Source organism: Aestuariibaculum sp. M13 (genome assembly GCF_024723255.1).
GTDB lineage: Bacteria > Bacteroidota > Bacteroidia > Flavobacteriales > Flavobacteriaceae > Aestuariibaculum > Aestuariibaculum lutulentum.
Genome location: NZ_JANIAC010000002.1, coordinates 400,958 through 421,269, shown reverse-complemented (window position 1 = coordinate 421,269; position 20,312 = coordinate 400,958). Strand labels below are relative to the sequence as shown.

Sequence of the window (20,312 nt, the reverse complement as noted above, 5' to 3'; positions counted from 1 at the left end):
CTTATAACTAAGGTGATATTATTTCTTGGAGTTTTATTTAAAAACGAATAGTAATGAGGAACTTTACTTTTATAGGCTTTATCGTTTTTTTTGCAAGTGTAATTAACTTTACTTACGCTCAAACGATTAGTACACCAAGTTTGGGTTTTACTCAGGCCTGTGCGAGTCCCTCATTTAATACCTATTATACCACGTTTAGCTTTTCAGCTGATATCGCGGCGAGCGGTAGCAATCAATTCACTATCGAATTGTCTGATGCTAATGGTAGTTTTGCTAACGGACAAGTTATACTTACAACCAGTGCAGGACAGTATAACACTTCGCCCGCTACAGTACAGTTTTCTTTACCATTAGATACGGCAGGAGAATCATACAAAATTAGAGTAAAAAGTAGTTCTCCATCAGCAACAAGTGTTGGTTCTGTGTCGTTTCCTGCTTATTATAAAATTCAGGATAGCCCTTTTACTATCAACAATTTAATTGGTACTGCAGCCTTTTGTGCTGGTGGTAGTTATTTATTAACGATTGATAATCCTGGTACTGGCGATAACGATTCTCCTTTAAAATATCCTTCTTTAACATTTAACTGGTATAGAGAAACCAGTTCAACAACCTCTACATTAGTAGGAACAGGCGAAACTTTTAATGTAACAAGCGCAGGAACATATTATTGTGAAACGAATTATGGATCATGTACTTCCGATTCCTATTCTAACCGTGTAACGATTTCTGAAGCTTCATCAGGAACGAGTTCTGAAATCAGTTCAAGTTTAGGTAATCCGTATTGTTCCGCCGAAGGCGCAACAACTTTAAGTACTATAAATGCTGATGCTTATCAGTGGTATAAAGATGGAAAAAAGATTGACGGAGCAACCAGTCAGACTTATGTAACTGATGAGTCTGGAACATATTCTGTGAGTATTGATTTGGGACAATGTTCTACCACGGCGTCGATTACATTAGAAACGTCTGGTTTTACAAGTTCTATAGATGTTGATGAAACCAATTCCATTCAGGAAGGGGAAGCGTTAACCGCAACCGTAACTACTACCGCCAATAGTCCAACATTTCAATGGTATTTAAATAATAATTTAATTTCTGGCGCAGCGGGTAACAGTTATACAGCTGCAGAAACTGGTGATTATAAAGTTGTTGTAACACAAACCAGTGGCTGTGCGGCTTCCGAAGAATTTTTGTTTTCACTTTTTGTGACAGAACCTTTTCCAGATGTGTCTAATATTCCGAATATTATTAGTCCCAACGGCGATGGCATTAACGATACTTGGACCATACCTGTAGAGTATACCAGTGGGTCAAATACCGAAGTCATTATTATGAGTGCTCAGGGCAAGGTGGTTCATCAAACAAATAATTATTTAAATAACTGGCCTGAAAACCAGATAGATTTTAACGAAATAAATCCAGTGTACTATTACATAATAACAACGGCTAACAATGCCGTCAAAAAAGGTTCCATTACGGTAGTAAAATAATATGACTAAATATTTATTACATATCATTTTATTTTTAGCGACGACGCAGTTTTTCTTTGCTCAGGAAAATGGTGTTGTTGCTTTTGTATTACCAGTAAGAACGTCTTTAAAGTTTAATAAATATGCTATAAATCCGACCTTTAGTTTTGTTCGTGAGCAGAATAAATTCATCACATTCACGAATAAAAGAGAATGGGTACAGTTTGATGATGCCCCGCAGACCTATTTATTCAGCTACTCCGGAAGGTTTGCAGAAAATAGAGGTATGGGTATCGGTTTATTTCAGCAGGATTATGGTGTCCTTACCACTTTTGGAGGCATTGTAAACTATGCCTACAATGTAGTTTTAGACCGTGATAGTAATCTAACTTTTGGTGCCAACTTAGGATTTTACCAAAGTGGTATTAATGAAGGTCTTGTTGTTTCAAATTATTCCGATCCGGCATTACAAAATATCCCAAACAACTCTATTTTAACTTTAAATCCTGGAATTAATTATGGGACAACATTTTTAGATTTCGGATTAGCATTAAATAATATTGTTGCCTATAACTTAAAATCGTCTAATCTACTGGAAGAAAATCCAGAGCAAGGTTTACAGGCTCATGTGATGTATACTGGTTTTATGGACAGTCGCGGATTTTTCGATGAAAGCAAATTCAGCGCTCTATTAAGAACAGAATTTAAAAAGGACAAGACCATTATTTCCGGACTTGCCATGATTGCTGTTCCAAAAGGAATTTGGGCTCAAGCAGGATATAATACTATGTATGGGATGTCGGCAGGATTAGGTATTAATATAAGCAACCAAATCGCCATTGAATATAATTATGAAAAGGCGGTTGGAGATTTATCATCTTTTGGAAATTCTCATGAATTTACTTTGGCCTATAAATTTAAAAAGCAATACAGATATAATTACAGTGATGAGGAGCAGGAAGAGGCTCTTTTAATTCAAGATAAGCGCACCAGACAAATTGCAGCAAGACGTAAAGCTAATGCAGCTACAGCCAAGGTAGATCGCGAGGCTTTAGCGGCCAAACGTGAAGAAGAGAGAGCATTAATGCAAATTAGATTGGATTCTATTGCGCAAGCAAAGGTAGAGTTACGAGCAAAACAAAAAGCTGCTGCTGCTGAACGTATTGAGGAGAAAAAACAAGCCAACAATACTAATATAGCTAAAGTTGTTATCCCTACAGAAATAGTAGCTAACAAAGATGATAAAGATGCGGAAGAAGCCGCAAGACTGAAAGCAGAACAAGAAGAGCAAGCCAGATTAGCTGAGGCTGCTAGATTAAAAGCAGCACAAGAAGAACAAGCGAGATTGGCTGAAGCTGCTAGATTAAGAGCACAACAGCAAGAGCAAGCGAGATTAGCCGAAGCTGCAAGACTGAAAGCACAACAAGAAGAGCAAGCGAGATTAGCAGAAGCTGCTAGATTAAAAGCAGCACAAGAAGAACAAGCAAGATTGGCAGAAGCCGCTAGATTAAAAGCAGAACAGGAAGAACAAGCAAGATTGGCAGAAGCCACTAGATTGAAAGCAGAGCAGGAAGAACAGGCGAGATTGGCAGAAGCTGCTAGATTAAAGGCAGAACAGGAAGAACAAGCAAGATTGGCAGAAGCCACTAGATTGAAAGCAGAGCAGGAAGAACAGGCGAGAGTTGCTGCAGAAATAGTGTCAGAAGTTAAAGAGAGTGGTATTGTTATTCCGGAACCAACGGACGAGAATACAGATGCTTTAAGTGCTGTAACCAGATTGGCTTTAGAAAATCAAAATATTCAAAAGCAATTAATGATTCAGTTAAATGAAGTGTTAATTATAAAAGAAAAAGATTTAAAAGATTTAAAAGAAGAAAACGATTTAAGCGAGCAAGGTATTGTGAGTGCACCAAAAGCATTCAAGAGTGTAAGTGCCGAAAATGCGAAACTGGAATCTATCAAATTGCAATTGGATAATGAGATTAATTCTCAAAATGAAAAAATTGCTGAATTAGAGACACTTTACAGTTTAAGACTTAAAAAAGTAAAAGATAAACGTGATGAAACAAATATGTTCTATTCAAGAACAATTAATGCTTTAAAAGAAAATCAATTTCAAATGATTCGAACTAGAGAAAACGTGCTTGATAAGTTTGAAAGTGTAAGAGTAGCCACAGAGATAGAGCGTAAGCGTAGAATTAAACGTGCACTTTATGATAATGAGGAGGACAGATACAATAAAGACCGTGCGGCATTAAATTCTATTAAACAATATACTAAGCCAAGTCAGTTACCATTATCTGATAAAGATTTTGATTACGGAGAAGAATTAACAGGTAACATTCGAATTGTTAAAGATGTTAAGCATGTAGAGAGTGGTTATTATTTAGTATTAGCTGTTCATAGTGATGTAGCGAAAAGAGATCAGTTTGTACAACGTGCTATAGAAGCAGGACAAAAGAATATCGATTTCTTCTTCGATGTAAATACAAGTAAATATTATATATATAATGATAAGTATGATAGCATTGAAACTGCTAAAAGAGCATTAGATAATAAAGGACCTCAACCATATAACAGTAAAATGTCTATGGTAAAAATTGAAAATAACTAGAAAAATAAAGAAGCCCAGCATTTATAATACTGTGCCCCAATTAGGTATTATAAGTGATAAAAAACTAACCGCCATGAAAAAAACTACTTTTATTAAACCTACTTTGGTTTTGTTATTCCTGCTGCTATCCTATTGCGGTATGGCTCAAACCTACAAGGAATTTTCTGTTAGGGAAAAGGTCGATGTTCGAGGAAGTATGCTTGTAATAGGTAATAATATTTTAGGACAAAGCAATCAGGATTTTAACGATAATCGAGCTAATAACCAGGATTTCAGTATGCAATATATTGATATTGATGGTGATGCTTCAACTTTTAGTTCCAGTAGTGCAGACCTTGTACTATCAGACCACCCAGATGGAACCTCGACAGATTGTTATCGCGTAGTCTTCGCTGGATTGTATTGGAGTGCGATGCTTAAGCAAGGTGAAAACAGATCGAATATTACTAATGTAAAGCTTAAGGTTCCTAATAGTTCTGCTTACACCGATATTTCGGGTGAAATAATTTATGATGCTATTGTTAATCCAATTTCAGCATTTAATAACGAAACTGCTAATACACCATATGCGTGTTTTGCCGATGTAACCGATATTATGTCTAGTTTAGGTGATGTAGAAGGAACATATACTATGGCTAATGTGGTATCTAGTGAAGGAACGAACGAATCTACAGGGTTAAGTGCGGGTTGGTCTTTAATTGTGATTTATGAAGATCCAGCGTTACATACAAAATCATTCACCCTTTTTGATGGATTTAGTCATTTATATAAAGGGCATCAAGAAACTATTCCTGTAACTGGTTTTAGAACACCATCAACAGGTGATATTGATTTACAATTTGCTTATGGTGCTTTAGATGGTGATAAAACGCAAAAAGCCAATAAATTAGAAATTAACGGTAAAGAGGTTAGTACACCATTACGAGGACCTGCGAATAACTTTTTTAATTCTGTAATTGAAAATACCAATGGTGTTTCACACCCGAGAAACCCTGAAGGAAATAATACCTTAGGTTATGATACGGGTTTCTTGGAAATATTGCATGCCAATCCTGAATACATCAATAATAATGTGACTTCAGCCGATTTTAGATTGCAGGTAGCCAATGGACAAGCCGATCCTATTTATGCATTTTTTAGTGCGTTTGCTGTAGATATTTTTTCACCAGATATTGACCTAATTAAAACGGTTGTAGATACCAGCGGCGATGATATTGATGGTGATGATGTGTACTTAGGTCAGCAATTATTTTATGAGATTACTTATCAAAGTGTTGGTAACGATAACGTTACTAATTTTACCATTAAAGACGTATTACCCGATAATATTATTTTTGATCCTGCAGATGTAGACTTAAGCAACGCCGGAGGAGCGACCATTCAGTCTTACGATCCCGCAACAAGAACAATTATTTTTGAGATACCCGATGGTTCGGTAGAAGTTAACGATCCGAAATTCACGATACGTATTCCGGTACGAATTGTTCCTAACTGTTACGATTTAAGTCAGGCCTGTTCTAATGAAATTAAGAATCAGGCTTTTGGTACATATACAGGGGTAATCAGTCAGACAGTTGTTGTAGATGAAGGCAGTTTTGCTACCGAAGAATGTCTTGGTGTGCCAGGATCTACAAACTTTTTAGTGGATATTTCTAACTGTACGTTCGAAAAAACAGAAATACTATGTGGTTCTACAGTTGTACTAACGGCTGCTGCTGGTTACGATAGTTATTCATGGTCTACCAGTCCGACTGGGTCACCGGTTGTAGGAACAGGACAAACATATACAGCAACAGGTACAGGAACTTATTACGTAAATAATACGACATCATCAACCTGTATTTCTATTCAGGAAACAATACATGTTATTCCTTACGGAAATACAATCACGAATCCAATTATTCCATATGCCGATTTATTACCAATCTGTCCTAACGACGGTAAGGTATTACCTTATATTTTCTTATGTGGTGCGAATGATGTTCGTAATATTCAAACAGGTATTAGTGATGCGGTTTCTATTAGCTGGCAACAATTAGATGAATCTAGTTGTGATGAAATGTTAGTTGATGATTGTGCTAACGAAAATGAATCTTGTACCTGGAACGAAGTAGGTTCAGGACCAGATTTCCTAGTTGACGATGCAGGGCAGTTTAGAATAGTAATAAATTATCCTGGTGGATGTTTTAGTATTTTCTATTTCAATGTTTATCAGAACCTATTAGATCCAACTATTACGGCTAAAGATATTATTTGTACCACTCCAGGTGAAGTAACCGTTGGTGGTGTGCCTTCTGGATATGAGTACAGTTTAGATCCAAACGGACCATGGCAATCGTCTAACGTTTTTGAAATTACTACGCCAGATTATTACACCGTTTATATTCGTCAGGTTGAAGTGGATATGAATCCTTGTATTTTCCAAACACCTAGTATTTATGTGCGTGAAAGAGAAGCTGATGTTACCGAATTTGTAACGCAGCCTACCTGTAACGGAGATAAAGGGACGATAAAATTAGCGGTTAACGATGCACTTCCACAGTATTACTATAGTTTATCTATGGGAGGAACGCTAATAAATAGCGTAGGTCCGATTATGGATAGCGATTATACATTCGATAATCTTAATCCGGGAACTTATTCATATACCATCACCACAGATGATGGCTGTACATTTACCGGTGATATTGAAATTATTGAGCCACCGGTATTAACGGTAACATCGGCTATTACTAAACCTTTAACCTGTACCGATGGTGAGATTACAGTATATCCGGTAGGAGGAACACCTCCTTATCAGTATTATGTTAACGGGAATACTATTTCACAGGATTCTCCAGTGATTGCAGCTCCAACACCAGGAACATACGATATTACAGTATTTGATTTTAATGGATGTTCGGCTTCAACAACCCAAACTATCGAAGGTATTTTACCTCCGGAATTTACAGTGGAGCAAACCAATATTTTATGTAACGGAGAGAACTCTGGAAGTATAACTTTTAGCGTGACCAATGCGAATGGTTACAGTGTTAGCTATAGTATAGATAATGGAAATACATTCTCATCGAATCCTAATTTTTATAATCTTACTGCAGGAACATACCAAACACTTATTGAATATACTTTAGATGGCGAGGAGTGTTTTAGTGTTGCTGAAGATATTGTTATAACAGAAACCGATTATCCGTTAAGTGCTTCGGCTGGGGTATCGCAATTGGCAGGTTGTGGACCAAATGGTGAAGGAAGAGTGCGTGTTACAAACCCAACGGGAGGAACACCGCCATATGAATATAGTTTTGATAATCAGGTAAGCTGGACTTCAGATAATGAAGCTTGGGTAGCTCCGGGAACCTATACTATTTACATGAGAGATGCCAATGGCTGTATTTATGCAATGCCTGGAATCATTATCGATCCGGAACCAGTGCCACCGTCAATTAGTATTTCAGATGTAGATTACAATTGTGATGGTACAGGTAACACAACGGTTGTGGTAAATAATACAGGATCAGATTCGTATTCTTACGGCTATTTATTAGATGGCGTTGAAAATCCGAATTTAGCAGATCCACAAACCTTCTTAAATGTATCTGAAGGTAGTCATACCATTAGTGTAACTTATAAATTAGAAACTGTACCAACCTATAGTAACCTATTATTTGAAAGTTTCGGTTCAGGTGGCGATGTAACATCACCAGGTATTAATCCGAATTTCTGTTTTGAAAGACAGGTTGAAGCAACAAAATGTAATGGTGATAGATTATTTGGTAATGGAGAATATACGGTTACAAACGAATTAAGAAACAATCCGTATAGCGGATGGTGGAGTCCGAGAGATCATACTACAGGAAGTATTCCGGGTAGATTCTTAGCAGTAGATGCTGGTTTTGCTATTCCAGACAATGCGGTGGTTTACAGAAAACCGATTACAGATATCATTCCGAATCAACCAATTCAGGTGCGTTTCTTTGCGACTAACTTATTAAAAGTTGGAAATACACAACCAGATGCATCACTTACTGTAGAATTACAGGATAGTAATGGTATGGCTTTATCATCTCAGTCTATTGGTGGTATTCCTAAAACTAATGGTTGGGTAGAGTTTAATGAAACCGTAGATCCTGGAAATAATACGTCTTTAGATTTTGTATTACGATTAGAAATTGCTCAGGTAAACGGTATTGATTTTGCCGTAGACGATATTGAAGTGTATCAGTTACCTGTAACTTGTATTACTCAGGAGGATTTCCCATTCATTATTGAATCAGGACAAGCGTTTTCTGCGGATATTGTTTCAACAAGCGATGTAACCTGTGCAAGTGCAGGAGACGGAAGTATTACTATTGCGGCACAAAATTTTGATGCTACGAATGGCTACCAGTATTCAATTGATGGAGGAACAACCTGGAACACCACCACAACCTCTCCTTTAACTATTTCAAACTTAGGTGAAGGAACTTATGATATTGTGGTGCGCTACGATGCGGCTTCAGATGGACTTTGTGATGCAACATTACAAGCTGTAATAACAGCGCCATCACCATTAAGCGTATCGGCTACAACTACTCCGGTAACTTGTTTGGATGGTTCTACAGTAACTGCAACAGCAACAGGTGGAACACCGGCGTATACATACGAATTATTAGATGCTACATTAACAGTTGTAAATACATTCCCGGCGAATGGTATTTTAACCAATGTAGCTGCAGGCGATTATACCATTAGAGCAACCGATGCTAACGGATGTACGGCAACGACAACAATAAGTTTAATAGCTCCAACTGCACCAACAGCATCAATTGTTAATGCTGATTATTGTTACGATGCGGCTAATGGGGCAACTTTAGAAGTTTCTGCTTCAGGCGGGCAAACACCTTACGAGTATAGTGTTAACGGAGGAGCTTTTCAGTCAAGTCCTGTTTTCAGCGATTTAACTCCTGGAGATTATATATTTACAGTAAGAGATGCTTATGGTTGTGAAGTTACTTTAGATGCTGAAACCATTGCTTCTCAAGTTAATATTTCTGCAACATTAACAAAAGAATTAGATTGTACAGTATCACCAGATGCAGTTATCTCGGGAACTATTACCGATGGTTATGCACCATATTCAGTAAGTTTGATTCAAGGATCTGGTACGGTTAACCTAACAGGGAACACCTTTACTTTAACCACAGGAGCGGAAGGGGCTTATCAATTCGAGGTAACCGATGCCAATGGATGTACAGCTGTATCGAATGTGATTACAGTAAACCCTATTGAAAACCCAACAGCGACAACGACAGTAGTTGATGCTTTGTGTAATGGAAGTGCAGATGGTTCGGTTCAAATTGTGCCATCAGGAGGTGTAGGGCCTTATTTATTTAGTTTTAACGGAAGTGGTTTTTCATCAACGTCCTTATATACAGGATTAGCGGCTGGAACTTATAATTATCAGGTTCAGGATGCTAATGAATGTACTTTTGATGGAACTGTAACGATTACAGAACCTACAACTTTAGTGGCTAGTGCTGCGGCAACGCCTTTCAGCTGTGCTGCCGATAATACAGCACAATCTTCAACAGTGACTATTGCTGTTCCAACAACAGGAACCGCACCGTATAAGTATAGTTTTAACGGTTCAGGATATAGTGCTTCAAATACATTAGAAGTCAATGATAATGGTTCAGACCAAACCATAACATATTCTGTTCAGGATGCTAATGGATGTACCGCTGATGGTTCGTTAACTATTTCAGCGTTAAATCCACCAACCGATTTAGATTTTTCGGCAACTGTTGTAACTTGTGATAATACCACATCTACAGTAACTGTGACAGCAACAGATGGTGTAGGTACATTAACCTATGAAATTATTTCTCCGGTAGTGGTTGCGCCTCAAACATCAAATGTTTTCTCAGGATTAGCGCCAGATACTTATGTATTTAGAGTAACCGATGAAAACGGATGTTATTATACAGAATCGTTTGTTATCGACCCGGTAACGCCGATAGCAATGACCGCTCTGAAATTAAGTGATGTGTTATGTTTTGGAGCAAATGACGGATCAGCACAATTTGAAGTATTTAATGCGACGAATTTCACGTATACAGTAACTGGTGGAACAGATACCGTTACAGGATCTGTAATTAATTTGGCAGATTTAACAGCAGGAACGTATACTGTTACAGTGACAGATACCGACACGGGATGTACAGCTACCGAAAGTGTAACTATTAATGAACCTACAGCTGCTATAGGGGTGACTGCTTCAGCATCTAATATTACTTGTAATATTTCAGAATCTCAAATTACAGTTTCAGCTACAGGTGGAACACCTAATTATTGGTATGCAGCTGTACCTTCAGGAGATCCTGTTCCAGGTGATTTTGATTATGGAACAAGTAATGTAATTACAGTTGATACCAGTAATGGAACAATTTTAGTTTGGGATGTTTATGTGAAAGATGCTAACGGATGTACAGAGCCAACACCTACACAAGTTACTATTGACCAGGATGAGTTACCAACGGTATCAGCGCCAACAGTAGATAATCAGTGTACAGCAAGTTCAGGATTTACTTTTGAAGTTAGTGCGACTGGAATTGCACCATTATCGTATAGTATTAATGGAGGTGCTTCATATCAATCAAGTCCGATTTTCACTGTTAATGCAGCTGGAAGTTATACTGTAATGGTTAGAGATGCTAATGGATGTATAGCAACAGCCGATACAGCTACAGATGTTTTTGAACCTATTACAGTAAATGCTTTATTAACTAAAGACTTAACCTGTTCGGCACCAGCTGAAGCCACAATTGAAGGAACTATTTCCGGTGGAAATGCGCCTTATACTGTAGTTTTAATTCAAGGAACAGGTACACCAACAGTTAGTGGAAATGATTTTAGTTTATTAACAACGGTTGAAGGAACGTATAAGTTTGAAATAAGTGATGCTAATGGTTGTACTTTTGAGACCGAAGTATTTACAACAACTGATCCCGTTTTAGTTACAGCTAATGCTGTTTCTATAGATCCAACATGTAACGGGTTTTCAGATGGTTCAATTCAGTTAACAGGTTTAACAGGAGAGGCGCCTTTTACTTATAGTTTAGATGGAGGAACCACTTTTGTGTCATCTAATGTATTTGGTGGTTTAATTGCAAATGTAGCTTATGATTATGTTGTGATGGATAGCAAAGGCTGTTTTGTCGATGGAACGGTTACGTTAGGAGAGCCAGATCCTATAGATGTAACTATTGTTAGAAATGCTATACAATGTAATTCAAATGTTCCAGGAAGTATAGACATTACTATAAATTCAGGAGGAATAGCTCCATTTACATATTCATTGTATGATAACACTTTTACTCAGGTAGGTTCAAGTGTAACAACTTCATTAGTGACAAATACATTTTCCGGTTTATCATTTGGTGATTATTATGTGACTATAGTTGATGCAAAAGGATGTGAATATATTAGTGATAAACAAAGAATTGAAACTCCTCCAAATATTCAATTAGATAGTAATGTATCAACAGGGTCTTGTGCTACAGGAGCAACAGTTGAAATTTCTGTAATTACGGGGGCAGGTCCATTTACATATTCTATTTATGGACAAACAGCAACAGAAGTTGGTCCAACAGCATCAACATCACATATATTTACGGGTTTAAATCATGGAGTAACTTATTTATTTCAGGTGGTTGACTCAGGAGGGTGTTATTCAATAATAGAGGTTACAACTCCAGTTTTATCCGGAATAGAAATAAATCCATTAACCACAACTGATGTAAATTGCCACGGAAGTGATGATGGAAGTATAAGTTTTACAATATCTAATTATGATTCTTCAGTTACTTCGTTATATTATGAAATTCAGGATGATTTGACTAATTCACCCATAATACCAGCTCAAAATGGTACTTTCACAGGATTAACTGGTGCTCCTGCAAATGGTTCTGTTACAGGATTAGCGGCAGGAAATTATAAATTATTTGTAAGAGAGGCAGATGGAACATTGTGTACTGTTTCAGAATCATTTAGAATTAATCAACCAATTCAACCTTTATTATCGGCTGTATCAAATACGGTGAATGCAAATTGTAACACTGGAGCTCAATTAACTATTACAACTACTGGAGGTACTGGACCGTATCAATACGCCGTTGGAGCTCCTGGATTCACCCCTGGTGTAGGTGATTTTGTATCTAGTAATGTTGTGGTTTTAGATCCAAGTATCAGAACGAATTGGGATATCGTTGTTACAGATGCTAACAATTGTACTGTTAGACTTAATGAAGATATTTCAACTGATGCACCACCGACAATTAATGATCCAAGTCCGTATTGTTTTGATGGTACACCATTTCCAATTACTATAACAGGAACAACCTATAATGGAAATGAAACATACAGTATAGGTGGAGGAGTTTATCAAACAAGTGCTATTTTTACTATTAGCGCCGCGGGAGATTATGATTTATACATAAAAGATGACAATGGTTGTATTGCAACAACAGTTTATACAGTTCATCCACCTGTTTTATTAGATGCGATTTTAAGTTTAGATTTAACTTGTGATGACGATGCCATTATTAATTTATCGGCTTCAGGAGGATCTAATATTTATAGTTTATATGAAGTAAGCCTAGATGGCGGAAGTTATACAACAATAACGCCAGTAGCTGGAGAATATACAGTTAATACACCGGGTGTTTATACATTTAGAGTTACAGACGATCAAGGTTGTCAAGCTATATCTAATGATATTACAGTAACTCCTATTACAACTCCTACGCATACAACTCAAGTGTTTGATGTAACTTGTAATGGTGGTACAGATGGAAGTATTATTGTAACGGCTGCCAATGGCATAGCACCTTATGAGTATAGAAAAAGTGATGATGCTGGTTCTTCTTGGGATGCTTGGCAAACTTCAAATGTATTTGATGGTTTAACAGAAGGTACTTATACTATACAAGTAAGAGATAGTAAAAATTGTGAATCTCCTCAAGTTGATATACCAGTTGGTGAACCAGATTTGGTTGAAGCATTTGCACAAGTAACTACAACCTTAAGCTGTGGAGTAGGAAATGCTACTGAGCCAGCTGAAGTTACAGCAACAGCAACAGGTGGTTCAGGATCTTATTTATTCAGTTTCGATGGAGGTGTTAATTACACAACAACAAATACATATAGAACATATAATCCTGGTACTGTAACGGTTTGGGTAAAAGATACCAATGGATGTACTGCCGCAAGTTCTGCAACTACAGATATTGAACCATTAAGTGTTCCTACGGATTTAGATTTTGTTCCAACAGATATAACCTGTATAACAACGACGGCTTCAGTTAATTTAACGGCAACTAATGGTGTAGCACCATTGAAATACAGTATTATTTCACCAGCATCCGAAACAACAAATATATCGGGTGAAGATTCAGGTGAATTTACAGGATTATTGCCAGGAACTTATGTATTTACAGTTACCGACGCAAATGGATGTTTTTACACAGAAGCTTATACCATAGACCCAGTAACTAATATAACTGTTTCAGGTTTATTAACTAATAATGTATTGTGTACAGGTGATGCTAACGGCGCCGCTGAGTTTACGGTGGCTAACTATTCTGCAGATTATTCCGTGTCTTTATCAGGAGGCACAGGAACAGAAACAGTTACCAAGTCGGGTAATACCGTTACTTTAACTAATCTTTCCGCAGGAAGTTATTCCCTTGAAGTTACCGATACAGCTACGGGTTGTAAAGATGAAGCTACGGTTGTGGTTACCGATCCAACACCAGTAAGTTTAGTACAAGTTGGCAATATTAACGCCAACTGTAATTTTGGTGCGCATGTAACGGTTGAAGCAACAGGAGGTACATTGCCTTACGAGTATGCATTTATTATTAATGGTTCTGCTCCGGTTGATGCAGACTATAGCAATAGTGCGTCTGCAGTTTTAGATCCTACAACAAGTACAGATTGGGATGTATGGGTAAGAGATGCGAATGGGTGTATAGATATGATTGATGTAACCATTACAACTGACCCACTACCAACAGTAACGGTACCAACTGGTTCAGATAACCAGTGTAACTTAAATGGCGATGCATTTACATTTACAGTTTCTGCAGAAAATGGAGTAGAACCGTATAGTTTTTCTATTGGTGCCGGATTCCAAACAAGTCCAACGTTCACAGTGTCTACACCGGGTACGTATTATGTTACAGTTAAAGATGGAAACGGATGTACGTATACAGAAACAACGCCAATTGAAATTTATCCGACATTAGATTTAAATGTTTCAGTGACCACCTTACCAAGTTGTGATACTGCCGATGGTGTTATTACAGTTAACGGAACGGGAGGTTCAGGAAATTATAGCTACGCGATTGATTTTGCAGGAGCCACCATTACAGGTAATGAAATTTCTGGCATTCCTTCAGGTTCTTATACAGTTATAATCACTGATGTGGATACAGGATGTAACAATACAGCACCTATTATTTTAGATGCTCCAACACCGGTAACATTTACTACTACGCCAACCGATGTAACGTGTAACGGAAGTGCTGATGGAACGATTACTGTGAATTTACCAGCGACTAACGATAACCCTATTTATACTTATAGCTTAGACGGAGGTGTAACCACACAAACATCGAATGTATTTACAGGATTAGCACCAGGGGTGTATGATGTCACGGTGACTTCAGGAAGAAACTGTACATTAACACAAGAGGAAACAGTTGGAGAGCCGGATGCTATTGTAGTGCCAAATCCAACAGTTGTAGAGTATACTTGTACTCCGGATACAAATGCAGCAAACTTTGCTTCAATCACAGTTTCGGGTGTTACAGGTGGCTCTAATAACTATGTGATATACGAATTCTACAGAGATGGTGTTTTAGCACAATCTGGTTTAAATAATGTTTATAATGAAGCTGATTTCCTTGGCGGAAGTTATACCATTAACGTATACGATGAAAATGGATGCTCTGGAACAACAACTGCAGTTATTGCTCCTTATGTAGAGTTAGAGAACATCAATATCGCAATTGATAATGCGATTACTTGTGTTAACGATGAAGATATTACGGTTTCTGCAACAACTTCTGGAGCAGCAAATCTGCAATATACTGTTGAAGGGGTTAATGTGTCATACAACCAAACCAATGCAACAGGAATCTTTACAGGTTTAACAGTAGGTAATTACATTATTACAGTAGAAAACATAGATACAGGTTGTAGTTTACAAACGGTGCACTATGTAACCAATCCAAATACCTTTGAATTAGAAGTTGAAAGTATTACAGATGTAACGTGTTTTAGCGATAACGACGGAAATGTTACTTTAACGTTAGTAGATCGTGTACCAACACCAACCGACGAAGCTGGCCCGTTTACTTATGATGTATTAGATGCTTCAGGAGTTTCAGTACAATCGGGAGCTTCGACTAATGCTGGTCCGTTAACGATTACTGGATTAGCATCAGGAACCTACACTATTAATGCGACGTTAACGAATGCGCCATTCTGTTCGGTAACAACGAATGTAACCATTACAGCACCAACAGCACCATTAGAAATTCAAACATCTCATACCGATATTACTTGTATTGGTGCAGACGGAACCATTTCAGCAAGTGGTTCAGGTGGATGGCCAGGAGCTTATGAGTATCAGTTAGAATTAGGAGCAACTGTCATTTCAGCGTTCAGCAGTACTTATTATTTCGAAGGTTTATCTGCGGGTATTTATACGGTAAGCGTAAGAGATAGCCAAGGCTGTATTGCTTCAGAAACAGTGGAATTAATAGATCCGCTACCAATTGACGCAATAGTTACTCCAAGCACAACTATGTTGTCATGTTTTGGTGACAGAACGGCAAGCATTACTGTAACGAATGTATTAGGTGGACAAGGTGGAAATTATACCTATACTTTAAACACATTATCACCGGTAGTAAGTTCATCTGGGCCGCAAACATCTAACGTGTTTACAGGTTTGGGAGCAGGAACATATAACGTGACTGTTTCAGATGGCTTTACTTGTGAAACGACTTTTGCAGATATCGTTATTGCGGAACCTGAGCAAATGGTGGCAAGTTTAGTGAAAGCTTCAACTCAAACCTGTACAGTTGATGCGACATTGACTTTAAGCGCAACGGGTGGCACAGGAACTTATGAGTATAGTGCAGATGAATTATTTGCAACAGTTTTAGGTTCGTTTACAACAGAAACCACGTTCTCTGTGGCGCCAGGTACGTACAGATATTATGTTAGAGATGCTAACGGATGTACGTCTGTGGTATCTAACGATATTGTTGTGGAAGAACTTCCGGAGTTGACAGTAATTTTAGATACAACTAATGCAACTATTAATTGTGCCGGAGATACAACAGGAGTTATTGTTGCAGAAGCTGAAGGAGGTTTAGGAAACTATGTTTATACTTTACAAGACGCTTCAGGTAACGACATCACAACAGCAGTTCAGGATAGCCCTGGTGTATTTACCGAATTACCAATCGGAACGTATCAGGTACATGTAGAAAGTGGTGATTGTTTAGTGACATCTGTTCTAGTAACTATTACAGAACCTAATTTACCATTAGAAGTGCAATGGGATGTTACCGATGTAACCTGTAACGGAAGTAACGATGGTATTTTAGAAATCACAGCAACAGGAGGAAGTGGTATCATCAAGTATGCGATTTCACCACAAATGAATCAGTTCTTTGATGAGCCTATTTTCGATAACCTTGAGCCAGGTTATTATCAAGGTTTAGTTCAGGATCAATTAGGTTGTTATGTGTTATTCGATTTCACAATAGCACAACCAGATCCTCAGTTCGTAACTATTGTTCCGAATTCGTTAATCCCTGTGTTATGTGATGGCGATATGAACGGAGAATTCAGTATTGAAATTACGGGAGGTACTCAACCTTATAGTGTTGCTCTTGATGATATCAACGGAAATTATGTTCAAGGAGCTGATGGTCAAACGTTGTTCACATTCTCTAATTTAAATGGAGAAGATCATGTGGTTTACGTAACCGATAGTGAAGGTTGTCAGTCTGAATGGAATATTGAATTCCCAGATCCTGTTAAGATTGATCCTGTAGCCGTATTGGAGTATGGTTGTGAAAACAATATTTCTACAAATATGGTAACGGTTTATGTGGATGAAACCATGACAGACCCGACACAGTTAGAATATTCATTAGATGGCGGGCCATATCAGGCAAGTAATATATTTGTAAATGTTCCTGCAGGCATTGGTCATTATATAGATGTTAGGCATACTAACGGATGTACGAAGCAAACCGAATTATTTGATATTGAAGCTTACGAACCGTTACAGTTAGCGATTCAGGAAGGTGAAACTATCAATACAATTGAAGCTATGGCAACCGGAGGTACTGGTGAATATGAGTTTTTCTTAAATGGAGAATCTTATGGTAGCGAAAGCACATTCATTTATTATGAAACTGGTAACTATACAGTAACAGTAGTTGATAGTAACGGATGTACTTTAGAAGCTTCAGGATATTTCGAGTATATTGATGTTTGTATTCCTAATTACTTTACACCAAATGGTGATGGTACCTTAGATGAATGGGGCCCTGGATGTACAGAGCAGTATAAAGATTTGACGTTCGATATCTATGACCGTTACGGACGTGTAGTAGCGAGATTGAAAGCCGGACAAAAATGGGATGGCAAGTATAACGGCGAAGAATTACCAACGGGTGATTACTGGTTTGTTGTGAAACTTAACGACCCTAAAGACGATAGAGATTTTGTTGGACACTTTACGCTTTACAGGTAATTAGTGGTTTTATGACTGTTAATATTAAATTTACGACGATGCGAAAACTAATCATATATATCTTATTCTTGACTATAACAACCAGTTATAGTCAAGAGTTAAACTTGCCGGTATTTACTCAATATCTGGCAGATAATAATTTTGTGGTGTCTCCAACATTTGCTGGTATTGGTGATAATTTAAAGATCAGAGCCAACGGATTAACACAATGGGTTGGAATTAAAGGTGCACCCGATAACCAGTCGGTGTATGCCGATTTTAGAATTGCTGATCGTTCTGGAGTTGGGGTGTCGTTTTACAATGATAAAAATGGTAACACGCTTCAAACCGGTGCTAAGTTTTCATTCGCTCACCACATTATTTTAGATTATTATTCTAAGCAGTATTTATCGTTTGGTATTTCGTATAACATTAATAATTTCCGAATAGACATTAATAATTTCAACACAGGTTATGAAAACCCTGTAGTAGATCCCTTTATTACAGATGATAGAAGAACTTCGAACAACAACTTTGATGTTGGTGCACTTTACAGAAATCATGGATTTTATTTAAGTTTTAATGCGAATAACTTATTGCCGAAAAACTTTAATGGAGATATTAGAAAACTGGAGCCACGTTTACTTTTAAACTATCAGATTTATTCAGGGTATACCATTAGAGGACCTAAAAAAAGTGGTTTAGAGTTTGAACCTTCTGTATTCTATCAAATGTTTAGTAGTGATAAACGTTCAAGTACCGATTTAAACTTTAAGTTTAGAAAATACAACCGTTACGAAGATTATTTCTGGGGAGGAATCTCTTATCGTTTCTTAAACGATCAATTCTTAAAACCTTTAAATATTGGGCCAATGGTAGGATTCAAAAAATCAATCTTCTACTTTGGTTATGCGTATCAGGTTACTACAAACGGACTTTCTGGCTATAACTCCGGAACGCATGTCGTAACTATTGGATTAGAATTTTTACAAGGTATTAGTAACTGTCCGTGTACGCAAAGTCCTGTTCATAATTAAAAATGACAATTATGATTTAAAATCAATACGTTGTAGTATTTTTGCAGCTTAAAATATTAATAATTTATAAACCTCAGTTTTTAAGCTGAGGTTTACTTTTATAATTCAATTTGTATTAGACTGAAGATTCAAAAAATGAACTTCATTATAAGTTGAAAATTAATAAGCTAACAATGGAATTAAGAGCCAAACAACGTATTGCTTTAAGTATTTATTTCTTTTTATCTGGTATTTGTTTTGCCACTTGGGCATCGCGCATACCAACCATTAAAACATTTTTCGATTTAAATGATGCGCAATTAGGAACCATTTTAATAGCCATGCCTATAAGTTCGTTAATAGGTTTGCCAATTTCAGGGTGGCTGGTGTCAAAATTTGATAGTCGTATTCCGTTAATTTTCGCTTTTACATTATTTTCTATTAGTATGGCATCCATTGGTTTTGCCACAACAACTTTTGCCTTAGTGTGTTCTATTTCAGGATTTGCATTTTGTTTAAGAATTTTAAATATTTCAATTAATACCCAATCTATTACGCTTCAAAAGAAATATGAAAAAAGGGTAGTAGGGGCTTTTCACGGGCTTTGGAGTTCGGGAGGTGTTTTAGGTGTTGGTATTTCAACACTTATGGTGAAATTTGATGTGCCTATTCAAATTCACATGTTAAGCATTGCTGTTTTTAGCTTAGCTGTGGCGTTGTTAACATTTAGATTTACAGTTAAAAATGATAAATCGCCTTCAGGAAATAAATTAATCATTAGTAAGCCTGATCCTTATATTATGAGTTTGGGAATACTTATATTTTTTGGAGCAGTATGTGAAGGTGGTATGTTCGACTGGAGTGGTGTCTTTTTTAAAGAAGTTTTACATGAAGAAGTCTTTACCTATGGCTATTTAATTTTTATGACTACCATGGCTCTGTCACGTTTCTTCTCAGATAAATTAGTTAATGTTATAGGGATTTTAAAAACTTATATTTTAAGCGGATTGTTAATTGCTACAGGAATACTTATGGCTATTGTTTTTAAAACATTTTGGATGGCTTTGGCAGGTTTTTTCCTGGTAGGTTTTGGCACGGCTGCGATTTTTCCGGTAACCATGTCATTGGCTGGAACTTCGAAAAAATATTCACCGGGAATGGCAATTTCAATTATAACTACATATGCAATACTAGGCATGCTTATAGGACCACCATTGATAGGCTATCTTGCGCATGCCTTTAATCTTGAAAATGCGTTTTTCCTGTTTGTATTAATTGGAATCTTATTTATTCCAGTGGCGTTTAAAATGATGAATTACCAATCTAAACAACAATAAGTTTTTATTGTTTTAAAAAAAATAGCCACTAATTCATACATAACTTAGATTAAAATTATCTATGAATTTGTGGCT

At 37.1% G+C, this 20,312-nt stretch carries 5 protein-coding genes; all 5 read left to right on the top strand.

The window, feature by feature from the left end; genetic code table 11:
- Positions 1-53: 53 nt before the first annotated feature.
- The 5 genes from NO995_RS08915 (at position 54) to NO995_RS08895 (ending at position 20,237) form a co-directional block, all read left to right on the top strand.
- The gene (locus tag NO995_RS08915; protein WP_258227198.1) at positions 54-1,493 is read left to right on the top strand and encodes a gliding motility-associated C-terminal domain-containing protein; all 1,440 of its coding nucleotides are present in this window, start codon (positions 54-56) and stop codon (positions 1,491-1,493) included.
- Between the two features lies 1 nt (position 1,494).
- Positions 1,495-4,086 (top strand): PorP/SprF family type IX secretion system membrane protein, encoded by a 2,592-nt coding sequence (locus NO995_RS08910; protein ID WP_258227197.1) that lies wholly within the window; start codon positions 1,495-1,497, stop codon positions 4,084-4,086.
- A gap of 73 nt (positions 4,087-4,159) precedes the next feature.
- Entirely contained in the window at positions 4,160-17,905 is a 13,746-nt protein-coding gene (locus tag NO995_RS08905) for a T9SS type B sorting domain-containing protein (protein WP_258227196.1), read from the top strand.
- A gap of 38 nt (positions 17,906-17,943) precedes the next feature.
- Positions 17,944-18,921 carry a type IX secretion system membrane protein PorP/SprF gene (locus tag NO995_RS08900; protein ID WP_240574184.1) on the top strand — a complete coding sequence of 326 codons (978 nt, stop codon included), beginning with the start codon at positions 17,944-17,946 and terminating at the stop codon, positions 18,919-18,921.
- Positions 18,922-19,094: 173 nt separating this feature from the next.
- Positions 19,095-20,237 (top strand): MFS transporter, encoded by a 1,143-nt coding sequence (locus NO995_RS08895; protein ID WP_258227195.1) that lies wholly within the window; start codon positions 19,095-19,097, stop codon positions 20,235-20,237.
- The last annotated feature ends 75 nt before the right edge of the window (positions 20,238-20,312 follow it).